Annotated in this window: 19 protein-coding genes and 1 pseudogene; 12 read left to right on the top strand and 8 right to left on the bottom strand. The window is 73.5% G+C overall.

The window, feature by feature from the left end:
• Positions 1-48: 48 nt before the first annotated feature.
• Positions 49-588: pseudogene (locus LPU43_RS07770) on the top strand (AAA family ATPase); the annotation flags it as partial.
• A 69-nt stretch (positions 589-657) separates the two neighbouring features.
• On the opposite strand, the gene LPU43_RS07765 reads toward LPU43_RS07770, so the two are convergent.
• Positions 658-1,638 (bottom strand): hypothetical protein, encoded by a 981-nt coding sequence (locus LPU43_RS07765; RefSeq protein WP_229399572.1) that lies wholly within the window; start codon positions 1,636-1,638, stop codon positions 658-660.
• Positions 1,639-1,823: 185 nt separating this feature from the next.
• On the opposite strand from LPU43_RS07765, the gene LPU43_RS07760 reads away from it, so the two are divergent.
• Together LPU43_RS07760 and LPU43_RS07755 are read left to right on the top strand one after the other, a co-directional pair.
• Entirely contained in the window at positions 1,824-3,146 is a 1,323-nt protein-coding gene (locus LPU43_RS07760) for an AAA family ATPase (RefSeq protein ID WP_229399571.1), read from the top strand.
• Positions 3,147-3,249: 103 nt separating this feature from the next.
• Entirely contained in the window at positions 3,250-3,897 is a 648-nt protein-coding gene (locus tag LPU43_RS07755) for a DUF6879 family protein (protein ID WP_229399570.1), read from the top strand.
• Here LPU43_RS07755 and LPU43_RS07750 read toward each other — a convergent pair.
• Complete coding sequence (locus LPU43_RS07750) at positions 3,861-4,682, bottom strand: inositol monophosphatase family protein (RefSeq protein ID WP_229399569.1); 822 nt, start codon at positions 4,680-4,682, stop codon at positions 3,861-3,863. The two genes, LPU43_RS07755 and LPU43_RS07750, sit on opposite strands and share 37 nt — an antisense overlap.
• Entirely contained in the window at positions 4,679-5,707 is a 1,029-nt protein-coding gene (locus LPU43_RS07745) for a DUF5919 domain-containing protein (protein WP_229399568.1), read from the bottom strand. The genes LPU43_RS07750 and LPU43_RS07745 overlap by 4 nt, the downstream gene beginning before the upstream one ends.
• 279 nt (positions 5,708-5,986) lie before the next feature.
• On the opposite strand from LPU43_RS07745, the gene LPU43_RS07740 reads away from it, so the two are divergent.
• The 3 genes from LPU43_RS07740 (at position 5,987) to LPU43_RS07730 (ending at position 8,416) form a co-directional block, all read left to right on the top strand.
• Positions 5,987-6,328: a hypothetical protein gene (locus tag LPU43_RS07740; protein WP_229399567.1), complete on the top strand. Its 342-nt coding sequence runs from the start codon at positions 5,987-5,989 to the stop codon at positions 6,326-6,328.
• Positions 6,325-7,416: an oxidoreductase gene (locus LPU43_RS07735; RefSeq protein WP_229399566.1), complete on the top strand. Its 1,092-nt coding sequence runs from the start codon at positions 6,325-6,327 to the stop codon at positions 7,414-7,416. The genes LPU43_RS07740 and LPU43_RS07735 overlap by 4 nt, the downstream gene beginning before the upstream one ends.
• A gap of 154 nt (positions 7,417-7,570) precedes the next feature.
• Positions 7,571-8,416 carry an SAM-dependent methyltransferase gene (locus tag LPU43_RS07730; RefSeq protein WP_229399565.1) on the top strand — a complete coding sequence of 282 codons (846 nt, stop codon included), beginning with the start codon at positions 7,571-7,573 and terminating at the stop codon, positions 8,414-8,416.
• Positions 8,417-8,492: 76 nt separating this feature from the next.
• Here the strand turns inward: LPU43_RS07730 and LPU43_RS28660 are convergent, their stop codons facing one another.
• A complete protein-coding gene (locus tag LPU43_RS28660) occupies positions 8,493-9,488 on the bottom strand; it encodes a cellulose binding domain-containing protein (protein WP_305073661.1) in 996 nt (331 codons plus the stop codon).
• Between the two features lie 75 nt (positions 9,489-9,563).
• Positions 9,564-10,235 (bottom strand): SMI1/KNR4 family protein, encoded by a 672-nt coding sequence (locus LPU43_RS07720; RefSeq protein WP_229399564.1) that lies wholly within the window; start codon positions 10,233-10,235, stop codon positions 9,564-9,566.
• Positions 10,236-10,338: 103 nt separating this feature from the next.
• Here LPU43_RS07720 and LPU43_RS07715 point away from each other — a divergent pair, with 103 nt between their 5' ends.
• Positions 10,339-10,857, top strand: a complete 519-nt coding sequence (locus LPU43_RS07715; protein ID WP_229399563.1) for a GNAT family N-acetyltransferase — start codon at positions 10,339-10,341, stop codon at positions 10,855-10,857.
• A gap of 51 nt (positions 10,858-10,908) precedes the next feature.
• Here the strand turns inward: LPU43_RS07715 and LPU43_RS07710 are convergent, their stop codons facing one another.
• Positions 10,909-11,760, bottom strand: coding sequence for an aldo/keto reductase (locus tag LPU43_RS07710; protein WP_229399562.1), 852 nt, complete (start codon positions 11,758-11,760; stop codon positions 10,909-10,911).
• 84 nt (positions 11,761-11,844) lie between these two features.
• Positions 11,845-13,083: an endonuclease gene (locus LPU43_RS07705; protein WP_229399561.1), complete on the bottom strand. Its 1,239-nt coding sequence runs from the start codon at positions 13,081-13,083 to the stop codon at positions 11,845-11,847.
• Between the two features lie 220 nt (positions 13,084-13,303).
• On the opposite strand from LPU43_RS07705, the gene LPU43_RS07700 reads away from it, so the two are divergent.
• Genes LPU43_RS07700 through LPU43_RS07680 form a run of 5 tightly spaced genes read left to right on the top strand, consistent with a single transcriptional unit; the run spans position 13,304 to position 17,187 of the window.
• Entirely contained in the window at positions 13,304-14,932 is a 1,629-nt protein-coding gene (locus tag LPU43_RS07700; protein WP_229399560.1) for a Ycf46 family AAA ATPase, read from the top strand.
• Between the two features lie 28 nt (positions 14,933-14,960).
• Complete coding sequence (locus tag LPU43_RS07695) at positions 14,961-15,416, top strand: hypothetical protein (RefSeq protein WP_229399559.1); 456 nt, start codon at positions 14,961-14,963, stop codon at positions 15,414-15,416.
• The gene (locus tag LPU43_RS07690; protein WP_229399558.1) at positions 15,413-15,625 is read left to right on the top strand and encodes a DUF2997 domain-containing protein; all 213 of its coding nucleotides are present in this window, start codon (positions 15,413-15,415) and stop codon (positions 15,623-15,625) included. Before LPU43_RS07695 ends, LPU43_RS07690 begins: the two co-directional genes overlap by 4 nt.
• Positions 15,609-16,514 (top strand): ComEA family DNA-binding protein, encoded by a 906-nt coding sequence (locus LPU43_RS07685; RefSeq protein WP_229399557.1) that lies wholly within the window; start codon positions 15,609-15,611, stop codon positions 16,512-16,514. Before LPU43_RS07690 ends, LPU43_RS07685 begins: the two co-directional genes overlap by 17 nt.
• Positions 16,492-17,187, top strand: a complete 696-nt coding sequence (locus tag LPU43_RS07680; protein WP_229399556.1) for a 4Fe-4S single cluster domain-containing protein — start codon at positions 16,492-16,494, stop codon at positions 17,185-17,187. Before LPU43_RS07685 ends, LPU43_RS07680 begins: the two co-directional genes overlap by 23 nt.
• Before the next feature lie 46 nt (positions 17,188-17,233).
• On the opposite strand, the gene LPU43_RS07675 is transcribed toward LPU43_RS07680, so the two are convergent.
• Positions 17,234-17,950: a YqeB family protein gene (locus LPU43_RS07675; protein ID WP_229399555.1), complete on the bottom strand. Its 717-nt coding sequence runs from the start codon at positions 17,948-17,950 to the stop codon at positions 17,234-17,236.
• Position 17,951: the final 1 nt, after the last annotated feature.

Genomic DNA, 17,951 nt, shown 5'->3' with positions numbered 1-17,951 from the left:
TGGCCAGGTGGTTAGAGCGCGGACGCGCCTGATGGGAGGAGGGCGTCGATGCTCGGGCTGGAGGTGTCGCCCGCCGTGGAGGCGGAGCGGGTGATCGCGGCCGTGCTGGCGGACCTGCGCTCCGGTGACCATCGGGGCGTCGTCGTCGACTCGCCGCCCGGAGCCGGGAAGTCGACCCTCGTCGTCCGCGCCGCCGTCGAGCTGGCCGCCGCCGGCGAGTCGCTGATCATCATCGCGCAGACTAACGAGCAGGTCGACGACCTCATCGACCGGCTCGCCCGCAAGGCCCCCGAGCTGTGCATCGGGCGGCTCTCCGCCACCGAGTACCGGCCGACCGACCGGGTGAAGGACCACGCGACGGTCAAGGTCGCCGCGAAGGTCACCGACCTGGGTGGTCCGGCCGTCATCATCGGTACGGCCGCGAAGTGGGCCACGGTCACCGACGGCTCGTGGCCGTGGGCGATCGTCGACGAGGCGTACCAGATGCGGTCTGATGCTTTGTTGCGCGTGGCCGGCAGGTTCGAGCGGGCCCTGTTCGTGGGGGACCCGGGGCAGCTCGACCCGTTCTCCACGGTCGAGACCGCGCGCTGAGCGGGCGTTTCGCCGGCCGACGATGCGGCGGCGTGGAGAGCCGCCGCATCGTCGGCCGGCGGCTCCCTAGAACAGGTTCGGCGTGGCGAGGACGGGTGCCGCGAAGGCGAGGTCGTCCTGCCGCCTGATGCGGAAGGGGAGCCCCTCCGGCATGAAGGTGACCTCGTTCTCCGTGTCGTTGGCGAAGAACGAGAGCTGGTGCCCGGCGGACTTGGGCCGTGCCGTCATGTAGAGGGCGAAGACGCGGTGGTGCGGTATCACGGACTCCGTGACGACGTTGCCGTGGATCGTCTTGACCGTGTAGAGCGAGGACGACTCCAGCGCTCCCCGGGTGGCGACCAGCGGCACGTCGTACACGGTCGAGGGGTTCGCGATCTCCTCAGCGGTCAGTGCCGCGCCGGTGCAGACCCGCCGGAAGTACTGGAGGGCGGCCGTGCTCTCGGTGCGGACCACGGTGAGGGTCTCGGCGGCGTGGTCGTTCGCCGGGAACGTGGTGTGGCGCAGCAGCAGTTGGGTGAAGGCGTGCCAGGTGATGACGGCCGGGCGCAGGTAACGCTCCCGGAGCGTCTCGTCGCCCCTCGGCGCGAGCCCGAGGTACTTCGCCCGCAGGACCGCGATGTCGTCCCGGGCCACGCTCCAGGGCTTCGGCACGTCGTTGAGCTGCTTCCAGAAGTACGCCTCGGGCCCGGGGGCCGTCCGCTGCCGGACCAGGAACTCCTTGACGATCTGCACCATCGATGCCCACGACGAGTCCTGCACGCCCGAGGCGTACCCGACGACCAGGCCGATGATGTCGTCGGCGTCGCCCGGGAACGCCTCTCTGATGTAGCCCTCGTAGGCGGCTACCGCCGATCCCTCGCCCCGCAGTGAACCGAACGGGCGGCCGTCCTCGCTCGTCAACAGGTACCCGTCGTGGCTGCCGCGCCCCAGCCTCTGGGTCAGCAGCCGGGCGATCCCGAACCGCTCCATGCCATCCATGTGCCCGGCGAGTTCGTCGATGTAGGCGGTGGTCCACCCGTCATCGGTCATCTTCTCCCGCAGCGGCATCCGCGACTCCCTCGGCTCGACGCCGGCGCACGCCGGCCGATCGAGGATGCGCCGATGGCGTGCGGCACGCTGTCGCCAAGTCGTTCGGGTGCTGTCCGCGTTACGTCGGTGTCGCTACGCCAATGATCAGGGGTCCGTGGTACCGGTAGTGTCCGGTAGGCCAACCGTGGGGGAGGAGGGCGTCGATGCTCGGGCTGGAGGTGCCGCCCGCCGTGGAGGCGGAGCGGGTCATCGCGGCCGTGCTGGCGGACCTGCGCTCCGGGGACCATCGGGGCGTCGTCGTGGACTCGCCGCCCGGTGCCGGGAAGTCGACCCTCGTCGTCCGCGCGGCCGTCGAGCTGGCCGCCGCCGGCGAGCCGTTGATCATCATCGCGCAGACCAACGAGCAGGTTGACGACCTCATCGACCGGCTCGCCCGCAAGGCCCCCGAGCTGTGCATCGGGCGGCTCTCCGCCACCGAGTACCGGCCGACCGAGCGGGTGAAGGACCACGGGACCGTCAAGGTCGCCGCGAAGGTCACCGACCTGGGCGGGCCGGCCGTCATCATCGGTACGGCCGCGAAGTGGGCCACGGTCACCGACGGCTCGTGGCCGTGGGCGATCGTCGACGAGGCGTACCAGATGCGGTCGGACGCCCTGCTGCGCGTGGCCGGCAGGTTCGAGCGAGCCCTGTTCGTGGGGGACCCGGGGCAGCTCGACCCGTTCTCCACGGTCGAGACCGCGCGATGGACGGGCCTGAGCTGGGATCCGATGCAGTCGGCGGTGGCGGTGCTGCTGCGGCACAACCCGCAGCTACCGGTGCACCGGTTGCCGGTGTCGTGGCGGCTGCCCGCGTCGGCGGCCCCGGTGGTCGCGGCGGCGTTCTACCCGTTTACGGGGTTCCGGGCCGGCACGGGCGCGGCCGACCGGGTGTTGACGTTCACCGAGGCCGGGCCGGGGGACGCCGTCGACGCGGCGGTGGAGCTGGCGGCCTCGACGGGCTGGGCGCTGTACGAGCTGCCCGAGCGGCACACCCCGCGTACCGATGGGGAGGCCGTCGCCGTGTGCGCCGCGCTCGCGCTGCGGGTGTTGCGGCGGGGCACGGTCGCGGTCTCGGAGCACGCGCCGGCCGGCGCGCCCGTCACCGCCGACCGGATCGCCGTCGGGGCCGCGCACCGCGACCAGGTCGCGGCCATCCGCGCGCACCTCGGCGAGGCCGGGGCGGGCGTCACCGTGGACACGGCCAACCGGCTCCAGGGGCGCGAGTACGACGTGACGATCGTGCTGCACCCGCTGTCGGGGCGGCGGGACGCGACCGCGTTCCACCTGGAGTCGGGGCGGCTGTGCGTCCTGGCGTCCCGGCACCGGCACGCGTGCGTGGTGGTGGCGCGGGCGGGGATCGCGGAGCTGCTGGACGCCCACCCGTCGACCGAGCCGGTGCACCTCGACGTGCCGGTGAAGTTCCCCGACGGCTGGGAGGCCCACCAACTTCTGCTGGCCAGGCTCGCCAATCCGATGGCCAGGGCCTGACGGGCTGTCGTCGTACACCGGGTGCGTCCCGCGCCGGTCATCATCGCTCAGAGTCGGACTGTGAGCGATCTCAAGCGGACGGGGACGAAGCCGGATCTCCCTCATGCGTGACCTGCTTCGTGCAACGGCAGGGGAGCGACTGGGACTCGCGGAGTACGACGCCGACTTCTACGCGACCGTCGAGTCTGTCGATGGTCCGATCCTGAAGACGGAGCGAATCCAGACGTTCCGTGAGCCGGGCAGCCCGAGCTGGGAGGCGTTCGCCGAGGGACGGTGGGAAGAAGCGCTGCGCCTCGCGGCCGAGCCCGACCCGGAGTTGGTGAGGTTCTTCCAGCAACTGGAGGAACGCGGCTCCGGGCTGTGCCGCCTCCGGATCGTCGAGTCGCCGTTCACCCCGTACCTGATCTGGGAGCTGCACTTCCTCAAATACCGGGCCGATGCCGGAGAGCAGATCTGGGTACTCGATGCCGGCGCGGTGGCGAGCTCGGAGCACATTCACGGGCCCGTGCCTGAGCTGATGGTCACCGGCCGGCAGGCGGTGTACGAGGTGGTCTACGACGAGACCGGCACGCCGGTCGGAGCTGACAAGTTCGTCGCCCCGGGTGTCGTCGAGGTCTGCCGAAAGCAGGTGTTGGCGTTGCTTGACGTTGCCGAACCGTTCGAGCCCTTCTTCCGCCGGGAGGTCGATGGGACCAGGCCGTCGACAGTCGTTGCTCAGGAGCCGCCCGATGCCGGCACCGGCACCGGCTGAGAGTCCGCCTCGGCCAGTAGGGCCAGCAACGCGTCGACCAACGGGGGTGTCGAGGCAATCGTCATCGCCGACGACGCGTTGTGATCCGTGCCATCCCGGTCGACCACCGACGCGCCCGCCTCACGGGCTATCGCCACCCCTGCGGTCATGTCCCAGGCGTTGTTGGACAATGTCAACGCCGCATCGATCCGGCCCTCGGCCAGCCACGCCAGGTCGAGGGCAGCGGATCCGGTCATCCGTACCCGTTGTGCCTCTTCGGCGAGCCGAGCCGTCAGCGCGAGGCGCAGTCGGTTCCTCGCGGCTGCCTTCGCTCCCACCGCGTAGTCACCGATGGCGACGATCGCCTCACTCAGCTCCCCGGTGGTGCTGGCGCTGATCGGCTGGCCGTTGAGGTGTGCCCCGTCACCTCTGGCAGCGGCGTAACGACTGCCGAGGAACGGCAGCTCGATGACGCCCAGTACGGCGACGTCACGGTGGAGCAGCCCGAGCGAAACAGCACAGAGGGGAATGCCGCGTACGAAGTTGGCGGTGCCGTCGATCGGGTCGAGAACCCACCGGATCTCCACTGGCCCGGTGCTGCCCTCCTCCTCGCCGAGGAAGCCGATGCCCGGCGTCGCGTCGAGGAGGTACGCGCGTAGCTCCCGCTCGATAATGAAGTCGAGTTGGGAGGCGAGATCCCGGTCGCCCTTCGGGGACAGCGCTCCCGGTGATCGCCCCCGCATGGCCTCCGCTCCCCGTCGGATCGCCTCGGTGGCGATGGGAAGCAGTTCGCGATAGTCGCTCACAGCCGTCGCCCCCGCTCCCACTGCGACTCGAAGACCCGTTCGAGCACCGGGTAGAGGCCCGCCTCCCGCTCCTGCCTGCGCATCACGAATGCCGGGGCGTCGACCCCTCGGCTGTCGGTCAGGTAGGGCTGGGCCACGCAGAGGTCGTCCATGAGCATGATGTTGAACCGAAGCGTGCTGTCGTAGGTCGCGAGTTCCAGGCTGCCGCGCAGTTCGGTGGACAGCCGGTCACGGACGCGGAGCATGGTGCCGATATTGAGCTTGGTAAGGGCCGACAGTTGCCCGGACGGAAAGCCCTCCTCCGCCTCGCGCGCCGGCATGGCGACGCCGTCGGGATCGAGGAAGAGGCAACGGATGCGGGCACCCTGCTCCACGAGGGAGTGCCATCCGCGGTCCGCGTAGTCCTGGCACAGCGTATTGAGCGACAGACCCATTGCCCGGATGTCACGGGCACCCTCGAACAACGTGCTCGCGGGCAGATGTGTCGAGAGTTCGGACCGGTTGGGGTAGACCGCCGTGAGGCCCGCAAGCCGGTCGGTGGACTCCTCCGGCCGCTCTTCCAGCGATCGCAGGGCGAGCATGACATCGCCGGGCGGTACGGCTGTGGTCTCCCAGTTGTGCACGTCGGCAGCGGTGGGCGACCAGGCCAGCAGCGACGCCAACAGCCGGGCGAAGTCCCTGTGGTTGAGCCCGACTGCCGTTCGTACCCGTGCCGCCTGCTGCCGGGCCAATAGAGCGAAGTCCGGCTTGCCCGCCTCGACCGGCGGTGTGCGGGCGTCCTTCCCGATGGTGGTGAGGACGAAGCAGCTCCGGACCTCGTCGGTTGCGGTGCCGAGGGCCGTGTCGAGGGCGGCCTGCATCTCCGGTCGTGGGCAGACCCCGTCCTGCCCCGCCTCCCACTTCGAGACGGTGCGCTCGGCCACGCCGAGGTGTGCGGCGAAGTCCCTGATGCTCATGCGCAGCGACTGTCGTAGCACCTTCGTCTCCCGGCCGGTCCATCGCTGCACGGTCGCCGCTGTCGTCATCGCACCGCCCTTGGTCACGTCGAGCCGCCTCGGGCAGAGTATCGGCAGTATGTGCAGCGCGGTTACCGCCCAGGTGCAGTGCGTGGTCGTTCTCGGTGAGTCTGCTCCCGGCGAGGGTGGACGCATGGCCCGGGGCGGGTGCCGGCTCCGGGGTCGCGCCTACCCCCGACGCGTCCCCGCTCCCGCCCGCTCCGGTGCCACTCCACCCGTTGACAAGGGGCCCTTCCTCTACCGAATCGGTTAACAAGGTGCCCCTCCTTTCACATCTCAGGAGTGAGCGTGGCGTATCCGGGCGAGGTCGTGCAGGAGGCGGTGTGGCAGTGGTTGCGCCTGGTCGCCGTGGACGCGGAGCTGGAGCCGTATCTGGTGGGCGTCGACCTGGGCCGGTTCGCGCGGCACCTGGAGGCGGTCCTCGGCGCGGCGCTCGGTGACGACGACGTGGTGGCGGAGGGGCCGTGGCAGGGCCTCGGAATGTCCGAGGAGCAGCACCGGCGGGTGGTCGACTACCTCGCCGGGGTGCTCTGGGCGGGGAACCTCCCGGAGGCCACCATTTCGGCCGCCCGAGCGGCGTTCGACGGGGAGGCCCGCGACGCCGCGTCGGCGGGGGAGGCGGGCCGGTGAGCGTCGATCTCGTCACCTCCTGGGCTGCCCCCGTCGCCGACGTCGACCGGGCCGCCGGTCACTTCTGGCGCACCCTCGCCGACCGGATGCCCGCGCTGTTGCCCGAGCGCGACGCGCCCCTGTTCCTCGCCGCCCTCGGTCGGCTCGCCGTGGGCGACGACGACCCGGACGGGCGGGCCGCGCTGCTGACCGTGCTCGGCCGGGCCTGGCGCGACTGCCGCCTCGACCAGCGCCATGCCGCCCCGGTGGGGGACGCGCTGGTCGCCACGGTGGCCCGCCACGCCCGCGCACAGTGGACCGCGTCGTCGGCCGCCGCCTGGGAGTATGCCGCCCGCCGCGCGTCGGCGGCCGTCCAGCGGGCCGCCGGCCGCGTCGGGGAGGGGCCGGCGTGGCGGTCGGTCGAGGTGCTCGACCACGATCGCCCCGCCGGGGGCGTCGCCATCCTCACCGTACGCCCCTGGCGTCGCCTGCCCTTCCGCCCCGGCCAGGCCGTGCCGGTGAGTGTGCCCGCGTTGCCCGGCCGGTGGCGCTGGTACTCGCCCGCCAATCTCCCACGCCCGGACGGCACGGTCGAGCTGCACGTCAGCGCCGTCGGGGCCGTTTCCCGCGCCCTCGTCGAGCGGGTGCGCCCCGGGGAGCGGCTCTGCCTCGGGCCGCCCCGCGACAGCGGTCTCGCCCTCACGCCCGATCCGGCCGCCGACCTGCTCCTGGTGGCCGGCGGCACCGGGCTTGCCCCGCTGCGCGCCCTGGTCGAGCAGGTCGCCGCCGAGCGGGCCGGCTCGGACGTCCGGCGGGTGACCCTCGTCGTCGGCTCCCGCGCCTTCGCCGACCTGTACGACGCGATCAGCCTCGACAAGCTCCAAACGGCACATTCCTGGCTGAGCATCGTGCCGGCGTTCTCGCGCGACCCGTACGCCGAGCCCGCCGAGCGGGGCGACGCCCTCACCGTGGCACTGCGCCACCACCGGCCCGGCCAGCGCGTGTACGTCTGCGGCCCGCCCGCCATGGTGTCCGGCGCGCGGTCACGGCTGCTCGCCGCCGGGGTGCCCGCCGACCGTGTCCACCTGCCCGACGGCTGCGACTGTTGATCACGCGCCGCCGTCAGCGGGAAAAGGGCAGCCCGGGTGCGGCGACGCGAGGGGACGGCGGGCATACGATCGGCCGCCTACGCTGTGCGAAGGGGCCGGGCGGGTGGCGACCGGCCGGACCCGTCCCTGACCGTACGAACGATGAGGATTTTCCGTGGGTGCCGCAACCCCTCAGGACAACCACACCGCTCGACTCTCCGACCGACTCGACACTAGCGTTCCCCACCCCGCCCGCCGCTACAACTACTGGCTCGGCGGCAAGGACCACTTCGCCGTGGACCGACACTCCGGCGACCAGATCGCGGCCGTGTACCCGGCGATCCGCACCCTGGCCCGGGAGAACCGGGCGTTCCTCCGGCGGGCCGTGCGGCACCTGGCGGCCGAGGCGGGCATCCGGCAGTTCCTCGACATCGGCACCGGCATCCCGACGGCCGACAACACCCACGAGGTCGCGCAGGCCGTGGCCCCCGAGTCGCGGGTGCTCTACGTGGACAACGACCCGATGGTGCTGGTGCACGCGCGGGCGTTGCTGACCAGCTCTGCGGGGGGCGTCACGGCGTACCTCGACGCCGACCTGCGTGACCCCGAGAGCATCCTGGGGGCCGACGAGCTGCGCGCCACGCTGGACCTGTCGCGGCCGGTGGGGCTGATCCTGGCGGCGGTCGCGCACTTCCTCACCGATGCCGACCGGCCGCACGAGGCGGTCGCCCGGCTGGTCGAGGCGCTGCCCTCGGGCAGTTACCTGGCGTTGAGCCACGTCACCACCGACTTCATCCCCGCCGAGATCGTCGCGCGGATGACCGCCGAGGTGGCGGCGGGCCGGATGCGGCAGGACGGCGTTCCCCGCTCCCGGGCCGAGTTCGCCCGGTTCTTCGCCGGCCTGGAGCTGGTCGAGCCGGGCATCGTCCCGGTGACGCGTTGGCGACCCGAGGTGCCCGAGTCCGAGCGCCCGTCGCTCGCGGAGGCGTCGGTCTACGTCGCCGTCGCCCGCAAGCCCTGACCGCCGCCGGGAGCCGCTCAGCCCCTTCGGAGTGGAGGGGAGCGGCTCAGCGCCTCCCGACGTGACGGGGAGCGGCTCAGCCCCTCCCGGCGTCGCCGAACTCGCGGACGCCGCCGACGTCGAGGGTGATCCGGCTGTTGTCGGCCCACGCGTCGGTGGCTGCCCGCCAGCTCGGGTCGTCGCGCTCGTCGATGTTGGACCAGTCGGGCCGGTGGAACCGGAGGCGGATGGGCCCGGTCGACGCGCCGGGGGCGAGCACCCCGCCGGTGAAGGTCAGCTCGACCCAGCCGGGGGCCGGCGTCCCGGGCAGCGGATAACGGGTCGGTGTGGGCGTCGGCAACGGGGCGGCGGTGGTTGGCGTGCCGGGCGTCGCGGTGGCGGTCGGCACGGTGCCGGTCGGCACCGCGCTGGGGGACGCGGTCCTGGTCGGCAGCGGTGGCGGTGGCGGCGGGGGCACGGGGGGCACGAAAAAGAAGAGCTCGCGCCGGATGCGGTCGCAGCCCAGCTCGGCCCAGTCGCAACGGGTCGTCAGCGAGACGTTGCCGCCCTCGAAGAGCAGGTGGTACCGCACCCGCACGGTGGTGAGATCGAGCGGCCCGGTGCCGGTGTTGGTGATCGCGGCGGCGAACTGCACCTGGTGGTCCGTCGGCGACCAGTCGACGTTGAGGTAGCTGACCTTCGCCTTCCCGTACGCGGTTCGCACGGTGGTGGCCTCGGAGGGGGCCGAGTATCCGCCGATGGTGTACGCCTGGAGGGCGATCCGGTAGTCGGTGCCGGGCGCGAGGGTGGTCAGCGTGATGGTGGGGACGGTCGTGCTGCCGAGCAGCCGGTAGGTGTGGGGCCCGATCGGGGAGAGCACGTCGTACACGATCGGCTGGGTGCCGCCCGGCTCGCCGACCCACGCGGACGGCGTCCAGGTCAGGGTGAGGCGGTGCGGCTCGTCGGCCACGACGACCGGTGTGCCGGGCGTGGTGAGCGCCGGGACGTCGTCGGCCCGGGCGGCGGCGACGGTGAGCAGGCTGCCCAGCAGCGCGGTGGTGACGATGGTGGCGACGGTACGACAAGCGCCCATGAGCAGATGGTAGGCATTCGATACACGGGCATCAATGGCCGTTCGGCTGCTTCCGCCGGGCGCCGTGGCCCGGCGTCAGGGGCGGGGCACCCGGCGGTCGGCGTCGTCCAGCCAGCGGCGGTACCACCCGGCGAAGCCCAGCGGGGTGCCGTCCTCCGCGAGTAGCGGTTCGAGGCCGCTCTCGTCGGCGGTGCCGTCGGACCACATCGTGCCCCGGGCCGGCCCGGTGACCACGAGGGCGTCGCGCAGGGCGCAGCCGTGGTGGCACAGGTAGAGCAGGCCGGTGAAGTGCGCCTCGTCGTACATGATCGCGTCGTGCCGCTCCCACCAGGCCTCCTCGGCGGCCTCGTACTCCTCCGGCGAGGCGAAGTCGTCCTCCTCGGGCATCTCGGGCAGGGCCTCGGCCTGGTTGAACGCTGCCGTGTGCGGGAACGGCCGGGCCAGGGACTCCGGGGTCGTCATGTCCGCGCCGTCGCCCTCCCACCCCCACCGGCCGTCGACCCGGCGGGCCGGGAAGAGGCCGTACGCCGGGCCGGCGCCGCCGCACCCGACGTCGAGCAGGAACGAGCGGTACTCCGCCGGCAGCTCCACCCCGAACTGGGCCTCCAGCTCGGCCACCTCGGCCGGGGTCAGCGGCGGCGCGACCGTGAACCCGTGCCCACCCGCCCCGAAGACCTCGCCTGCCGCCGGCGCGGCGGCCAGCCGGGCGAGTCGTTCCCGTACGTCGGACCAGTCGTGTGCCGTCACGGCGGCACCATACCGACCCCCGCCAGCACGCTCACCGGGCCGCGCGGCGGGCGCGAGTGTCGGCGGGGTGGGCTTGGATGGGGGATCACGGAGGAGGGGGCGCATGGGCGGCGGGGGAGCGGCACGGGTGCGGATCGAGCGGTGGGCCGAGGGTGACCTGGACCTGCTGCGCCGGCTCAACACCCAGGAGGTCCGGGCGCACACCGGCGGCCCGGAGACCGAGGAGCAGGTGGTCGCCCGCCACGCCCGGTACCTGGCCGGGCCCGGCCCCCGCTCCGGGAACATGTTCGCGGTCGTGCTGCTGCCCGAGGGGGTCAGGGTGGGCACCGTCGGCTACTGGGGGCGGGTCTGGCGCGACGAGCCGGTGTACGAGATGGGCTGGGCGATCCTGCCCGCGTACCAGGGGCGGGGGCTGGCGACCGCGGCCGTGCGGGAGGCGCTCGCCCTGGCCGGCGCGGAGCGGGCCCGCCGGTACGCCCACGCCTACCCGTCGGTGGGCAACCCGCCGTCGAACGCCGTCTGCCGCAAGGCCGGCTTCGAGCTGCTCGGCGAGACCGACTTCGAGTATCCGCCGGGCCGGTGGATGCGCTGCAACGACTGGCGGATCGCCCTCCCCGCCTGACCGGCCCGAGCCGCCGGCCCCGGCGGGCGGGCCGGAGCCCGCCCGCGGGATTCAGGCGGGGATGACGTCGAAGGTGTCGGGGTTGGGGCCCTGCCGGCCGGCCTCGCCCCGGTCCAGGGCGGTGATCCGCTCCATCGTGGCGTCGTCCAGCTCGAAGTCGAAGATCCGGAAGTTCTCCTCGACCCGCTCCGGGGTGACCGACTTCGGGAAGACGATGTCGCCGCGCTGCACATGCCAGCGCAGCACCACCTGGGCGACGCTCCGCCCGAGCTGCTCGGCGATGTCGAGCAGGGTCGGGTCGTCGAGCACCTTGCCCTGCGCGATCGGCGCCCACGCCTCGGTGGCGATGCCGTGGGCCCTCCCGTACGCGCGGACCTCCTCGTTGCCGAAGTACGGGTGCACCTCGACCTGGTTCACCGCCGGCGTCACCTCCGCCTCGGCGGCCAACCGCTCGAGGTGGGGCACCTGGAAGTTCGACACGCCGACGGAGCGGGCCCGGCCGTCGCGCTGGAACTCCTCCAGCGTCTTCCAGGTGGAGACGAAGTCGCCGTCGTAGCGGGTGGGCAGCGGCCAGTGGATCAGGAACAGGTCGATGTAGTCCGTCTTCAGCGCCTCCAAGGTGGAGTCGAACGCCCGGCGGGCGTCGTCGGGGCGGTGGAAGCCGTTGTTCAGCTTGCTGGTGACGAAGACGTCGCTCCGGTCCAGGTCGGAGGTGCGGATCGCCTGGCCCACCTCGGCCTCGTTGCCGTACATCTCGGCGGTGTCGATGTGCCGGTAGCCGATCTCCAGGGCCCGGCCGACCGCCTCGGCGGTCACCTTCGGCGCGATCTGGTAGACCCCGAACCCGAGCTGTGGGATGGTGTTGCCGTCGTTGAGCGAAATGTCGGGAATTGTGTAGGCCATTCCTCAAGGTACCCGCCGGTGCCGTTTCCTCACCAGGAGATTGCCGGCGCGGGTGCTGCGGCCCCCGCGCCGGCGACGCGACGGTCAGCCCCAGATCGCGGTCACCCACTCCGGGTGGTCGATGAACGGGTTGCGGTTGCCCTGCCAGCGGTCGTAGATCACCTGGTTGCGGCGCTTCTCGAAGGCGTCCGGCGGGTCGAGCCGGTGCCAGGCGAGCAGCACCGACAGCCTGCCCAGGTACGGCGCGCTGCCGTTGGCCACGGAGTTGTTCATCTCCAGGTTCGGCCAGCCGTCGTTGCCCTCGTACCGGATCGCCATGTACATGATCATGCGGGCCACGTCGCCCTTGACCGCGTCGCGCGGCTCGAACGAGTCGGCGTCGCTGTAGCAGCCGGCGCACTCGGCCACGGCGCCGCCGCCGTTGTCGAAGTCCTTGTTGCCGCGGGTGGAGTTGACCGAGACGTCCTCGGGGCGCAGGTGGTGCACGTCGGTGCCCGGCCCGGTGGCGGTGCCGAAGTCGCCGTGCGACTTGGCCCAGACGTGCTCGCGGTTCCAGTCGTTCACCCCGCCGCCGTTGCTGGTCTTGCTCTGCGACCGGCCGCTGTAGAGCAGCACGACGTTGTTGGCGTTGGCCGGGTCCTGGTCGGCGTCCTTCAACGCCTCCCACACCCGGTCGTAGCTGAGCTTCGTCTGGTTCTTGATGATCGTGTGCAGGGAACTGCGCAGCGCGGTCCCGGTCTTGCCGATCGCGGTCGCGTAGTAGGTCGAGTCGTAAGGGCCGCCGCTGCCGGTCGGGGTGGGCGTCGGCGCGGGCGGCGAGGTGGGCGCGGGCCCGGTCGGGGTGGGCGCGGGGTCGGTCGGGCTCGGCGTCGGGCCGGGGGTGGCGGCGCCGAGGCTCATCGCGGTCGGGTTCTTCAGGCCGCCGTGGCTGAAGTACGCGGTCAGCGCCCCGGTCGCGGTGACCTGCCGGCCGCGCAGCCCCGGATTGGTCAGCAGCCCGAACGTGCTCCGGTACGCGGCAGTGACCTGGACGTAGAGCATCCTGCTCGGGCTGGTCTCGGCGGCGGTGTCGGCGATGGCGATGGCCGTGTCCGCCGTGTAGGCGGAGGTGATCACCGTGGTCGTCGCGGTCGGCTGGCCGATGACGAACCCGGTGACGGTGGCCGCCCGGCCGTCCTGGGCGGCCAGCGCCTGCGCGACGGTCAGCGTGCTCGCCGCCGACGCGGAGGCGCTCACCACCACGGGTGTCCCCAACGCCACGGCGAGTGTGAACGCCGTGACCAACCGCCCGGATCGCGAGCGGGTGACGCTCTTCATATTCATGGTCCGCGATGCTAGCGGTGGGGGTGCGAACTCCGGGAGATCGCCGGACGACTTTACGGGGGCGAATCCGGGGGCGGGCGGGCTTCGCACAGCAGCGGCCAGGGGCGGGGCCGGGGGTGGGAGGTGCGGCCGGCGGCGCGGGCTCCGCGTCGGCCAGCACCCGGGGGGCGGTGCGCTACAGTCTGCGCGACCCGGTGGCGTTTCGGGGAAGGGAACAGCGATGGTGACGACCTTCCGCGACACCCTGTCCCAACTGCTCAAGGCCCGCGTGCCGGTGCTCCAGATCTGCTCGTACGAGGAGCAGCGGGTCCTAGCCGAGATCGCCGCCGTCGCCCACGACGCCGTTCGGGTGCGTACCCCGCGCGGGCTCTGGACCTGGTCGGCCACCCGGGGTCTGGTACCGCCCGACGGCAACCGGCGGCAGGGCACCACCGACCTGGCCGCCGCGCTCGACGCCGCGTGGCGGATCGACGAGCCGGCCGTGGTGGTCCTCGCCGACCCGCACCCGGCGTTGGGCGCCGGGGGCCGCCCAGCCGACCCCGGGGTAGTACGCCGGCTGCGCGAACTGGCCGTCGCCTACCGCTCCGGCCCGGTCTCCCGCACCCTGGTGCTGCTCTCCCCGGTGCCGGACCTCCCGGTCGAGCTGACCAGGGACGTCACGGTGGTCGACTTCCCGCTGCCCACCGAGCCGGAGATCCGCGCCGTCCTGGAGGGGATCATCGCCGCCAACGTGGCCGGCGGCCGGATCCGCATCGCCCTGGACGAGCGGGGCCGGGAACGGCTCACCAAGGCGGCCCTGGGGCTGACCCTGCACGAGGCGGAGAACGCCTTCGCCCGCGCGATGGTCGACGACGGTGTGCTCGACGCCCGTGACCTGAGCCTGGTGCACGAGGAGAAACGGCAGGCCGTGCGCCGCAGCGGGTTGCTCGAGTTCTTCGACGAGCCGGTGCCGCTCGGGAATGTCGGCGGGCTGGAGAACCTCAAGCGCTGGCTGGGCAAGCGCGACGGCGCCTGGCTCGCCGAGGCCGCCGGATACGGGCTGCCCACCCCGCGTGGCGTCCTGATCACCGGGGTCCCCGGCTGCGGCAAGTCGCTGACCGCCAAGGCGGTGGCCGCCGCCTGGGGGCTGCCCCTGCTGCGCCTCGACATCGGCAAGATCTTCGCCGGCCTGGTCGGCTCCAGCGAGCAGAACATGCGCGAGGCCATCAGGGTCGCGGAGGCCACCGCGCCCTGCGTGCTCTGGCTGGACGAGATCGAGAAGGGCTTCGCCGGCGGGGCCGGCGGGGACTCGGGCACCTCCGCCCGGGTCTTCGGCTCGTTCCTGACCTGGATGCAGGAGAAGACCCGTCCGGTCTTCGTCATCGCCACCGCCAACGACTTCGCCGCCCTGCCGCCGGAGCTGCTGCGCAAGGGGCGCTTCGACGAGATCTTCTTCGTGGACCTGCCCACCCGGGCCGAACGCGCCTCGATCTGGGGGCTGCACCTCGCCCGGCGGCTGCGGCACCCGGCCGTGGCCGGCGAGCTGATCGTCGACGACGCGTTGCTGACGGAGCTGGCCGGGCTCAGCGACGGCTACTCCGGCGCCGAGATCGAGCAGGCGGTCGTCGGCGGGCTGGTCGACGCGTACGCCGAGCGCCGCCCGTTGTGTCGCGACGACCTGTTGCGGGCATTGGTCAACATGGTTCCGTTGAGCGTCACCCAGGCCGAGCGAATCGCCGCCGTGCGGAGCTGGGCGGAGCACCGGGCGGTCGCCGCGACCGCCGCCGAGGACTGGGACCTGGACGCCCGCCCCTCGCCCGGCCCCGGCCGACCGGGCGGCGGGCCCGGCGGCCGGGCCCTCGAGTTCTGACGACCACCGCGACGACAGGAGAACACCGGTGAGCATCTCGTTGATTCTCGTACCGCTGGCCGTGGCCACCGTCGCCGCCGCGCAGGCCGCCTCCGCGGAGCGCGACGGCTCGGGCCGGGTGGTCTGCCAGGTGCGGACACGGATGAGGGACGAGACCCTGCTCGCCACCGCGCTGCGCGACACCAACGCCGTGGTCGCCGCCGGGGCCGACGGGATCACCGCCGACTGGGCGGGGGTGCGGGCGGTGTTCCAGCGCGGTGCCGACGGCATCTGGGCCGCCCACGTCGCGGGCGAGGTCGACGAGGCGCGGGCGGTGGAGATCGTCCGCTCGGTGGACGTCGCGTACGGGCGGCAGGTGCAGGGGGCCGTGCTGGAGCGGCTGCGCGCCCAGGCCCCGGCCGCCGGGCTGCGCCTGGAGTCCGAGCAGGTCACCGAGGACGCCTCGGTCCGTCTGGTCTTCGCCGTCGAGGAGCGGACGGCGTGAGCGGGCAGCCGCGCGTCGTCGTCACGGTCAACCCCGACGGCTCGGTCAGCGCCGAGACCCAGGGCGTGCTGGGCGAGGGCTGCCTCCACTACGTCGCCGTGCTGGAGGAGTTGCTGGCCGCGCGGACGGTGCACAGCGCGTACACCGCCGACCGCGACCGGGTGCCGACGGTCGTCGCCCAGGAGCAGCACGATGTCGACCGTGCCTGACGGCTGGCCGCCGGGCTGGCCGCCCGCGCCGGGCCCGACGCCCTACCACCCGCCCGCCCCGCCGGGGTACCCCTCGCCGTACCCGGCCGGACCCCCGCCGGTGGCGTGGGCCGCCGCGCCGCCGTACCACTCTCCGGCGGCCAGCGTCTGGTGGCGGCTGCGGCACAGCTGGTGGATGCTGCTGCCGATCCTGGGATTCAGCTGCCTCGGTGGGTTCGGCTTCCTCTACGTGGGCGTCCGGGCCCGCCGCCCCGCATGGTGGCTCTCCGGCGTCGGATACCTGATCGCCGGTTGGGCCGGCTTCCTCGGGGTCGGGTCGACGGGCAAGGAGAGCACCGCCAGCGACTGGTTCTTCGGCGTGTGGTTCGCGGCCTGGGTCGCCGGCGTCGTCCACGCCTTCGTGATCAACGGGCCCTGGTTGCGGTGGCGGGCCGGCTACCGCCCCTGGTACGCCCATCCCGCGCCGGGGCGGCCCGCCGCGGCGTACCCGCCCGGGGCCCTGGCCCCGCCGCCGGTGCCGGCGCCCGCCGTCCCCTCGGCGTTCGCCGCTCCGCCGGCCTTCAACCCGTCGTCACCGCCGCCCGCCGTGGTGGTGCCGCCGCAGGCCGCCGTGGCCTCGTCGGCCGGTAAGGGGAAGGCGGACGCGCTGTCCCCGGTGGACGTCAACACCGCCGGGGCGGCGCACCTCGCCGCGCTGCCCGGCTTCGACGCCGAGCGGGCCGGCCGGGTGGTCGCGGCCCGCCAGGCCCGCCGGGGATTCGCCAGCGTCGCCGAGTTCGCCGCCGCCGCCGGGCTCGCCCCGCACGAGTACGCCCCGCTGCGCCATCTGCTGGTCTGCCCGCCGCCCGCCCGCCCGGAGGTGCCCAGTGGACGCGTACTCGATTTCTGAGACCGGCCCGGTGCGGCGCTCCCCGCTCGGGCCGGGGCGGGTGGCGCTGGCCCGGTTCGTCGCCACCACCCGCGCCGAGGGGCCGGGTGAACGCACCGCCCTGTGGGTGCAGGGCTGCGCCATCCGCTGCCCGGGGTGCTTCAACCCGCAGCTCTGGGGCTTCCGGGGCGGGGAACTGGTCGAGCCCGCGGAGCTGGCCGAACGGGTCCTCGCCGCCGGCGCCGAGGGGGTGACCCTGCTCGGCGGGGAGCCGTTCGACCAGGCCGCGGCGCTGGCCGAGGTGGCCGCCGGGGTGCGCCGGGCGGGGCGCTCGGTGATGACCTTCACGGGCTACACCCGGGCCGGGCTGCGCCGGGCCGTGGAGCACGGACGCGACGACGTGGCCGCGCTGCTGGCCGAGACCGACCTGCTGGTGGCCGGGCCGTTCCGGGCGGACCGGGTCGACACCCGCCGGCCCTGGGTGGGCTCCACCAACCAGGAGTTCGTGCTGCTCGGCGACCGGTTCCCGGGGCTGCTCGACGAACTGCCCCGCACCCCCGACCGGGTCGAGGTGACCGTTGACGCCGCCGGTGGGATCTCGGTCAACGGCTGGGCGGAGCTGGACGCCCTCGACGAACTGCTGGCCTCGGTGGGCCGGCCTCAGCCGCGCTGGGCGAGGGCCGAACGCCCGTAGCACGATCCGTCGACACTCTGACGGTTCTCCATCGGTTGCGAGAAGCTCAGGAGCCGCTCCCGGGCCCAGAGCCCGGCGGCGACCGCCGCCAGTACTGTCGCTTCTCCTCGTCCCGCACCACCACCCCGAGCCGACCCAGCTCGCGGCGCAGGTCCCGGGCCTCGTCGTGCCGGCCCTGCTCCACCGCCTGCTGCCGCGCCCGCAGCAGGGCGTCCGCCCCGGCGGGCAGCCCCGGCAGCCCCTCCACCCACCGCCGGTACGCGTCCCGGTGCGGGTCCGCGTCCGCCCACGGCCAGCCGTGCGTCCGGAACGCCGCGGCGAGCAGCCGGACGTTCATGTCGCCGTCCTCCCGGTCCAGTTCCCCGTCGCCGTCCCCGAGCAGGACGAGGCTCTGCCCGTCGACGAAGACCACCCGCACGGCCGCGCGGGCGTGCTCGCGGTCCCGCCCCTCGCGGCGCAGCCGGACCCGGTGCGCGTCCACGTCGATCACGGGCCGCTCCCGGGTGCCGAGCCCGGCGACGACCAGCCCGGCCAGGACGCCGAGCGCCGCCGCCGCGACCGCCGTGCCGGGCCGGGGCAGCCCGGCCAGCAGCTTGAGCCAGCCCTGCAACGGCACCCACGGCAGCCGGGCCAGCGGGCCGGCGGCGGCGACGAGCAGCCAGCCCGCGCCGGCCCCGAGCAGCGGGAAGCCGGCCCACATCACCGCCAGCTCGCCGACCTCGCGGCCGACCCGCGTCCGCGCGCTCCCGGCCCCGGCCCCCACG

Origin of the sequence: Micromonospora okii, assembly GCF_020884795.1 — a bacterium.
Taxonomy (GTDB): domain Bacteria; phylum Actinomycetota; class Actinomycetes; order Mycobacteriales; family Micromonosporaceae; genus Micromonospora; species Micromonospora okii.
This window is presented reverse-complemented; position numbering and strand designations above follow the sequence as displayed.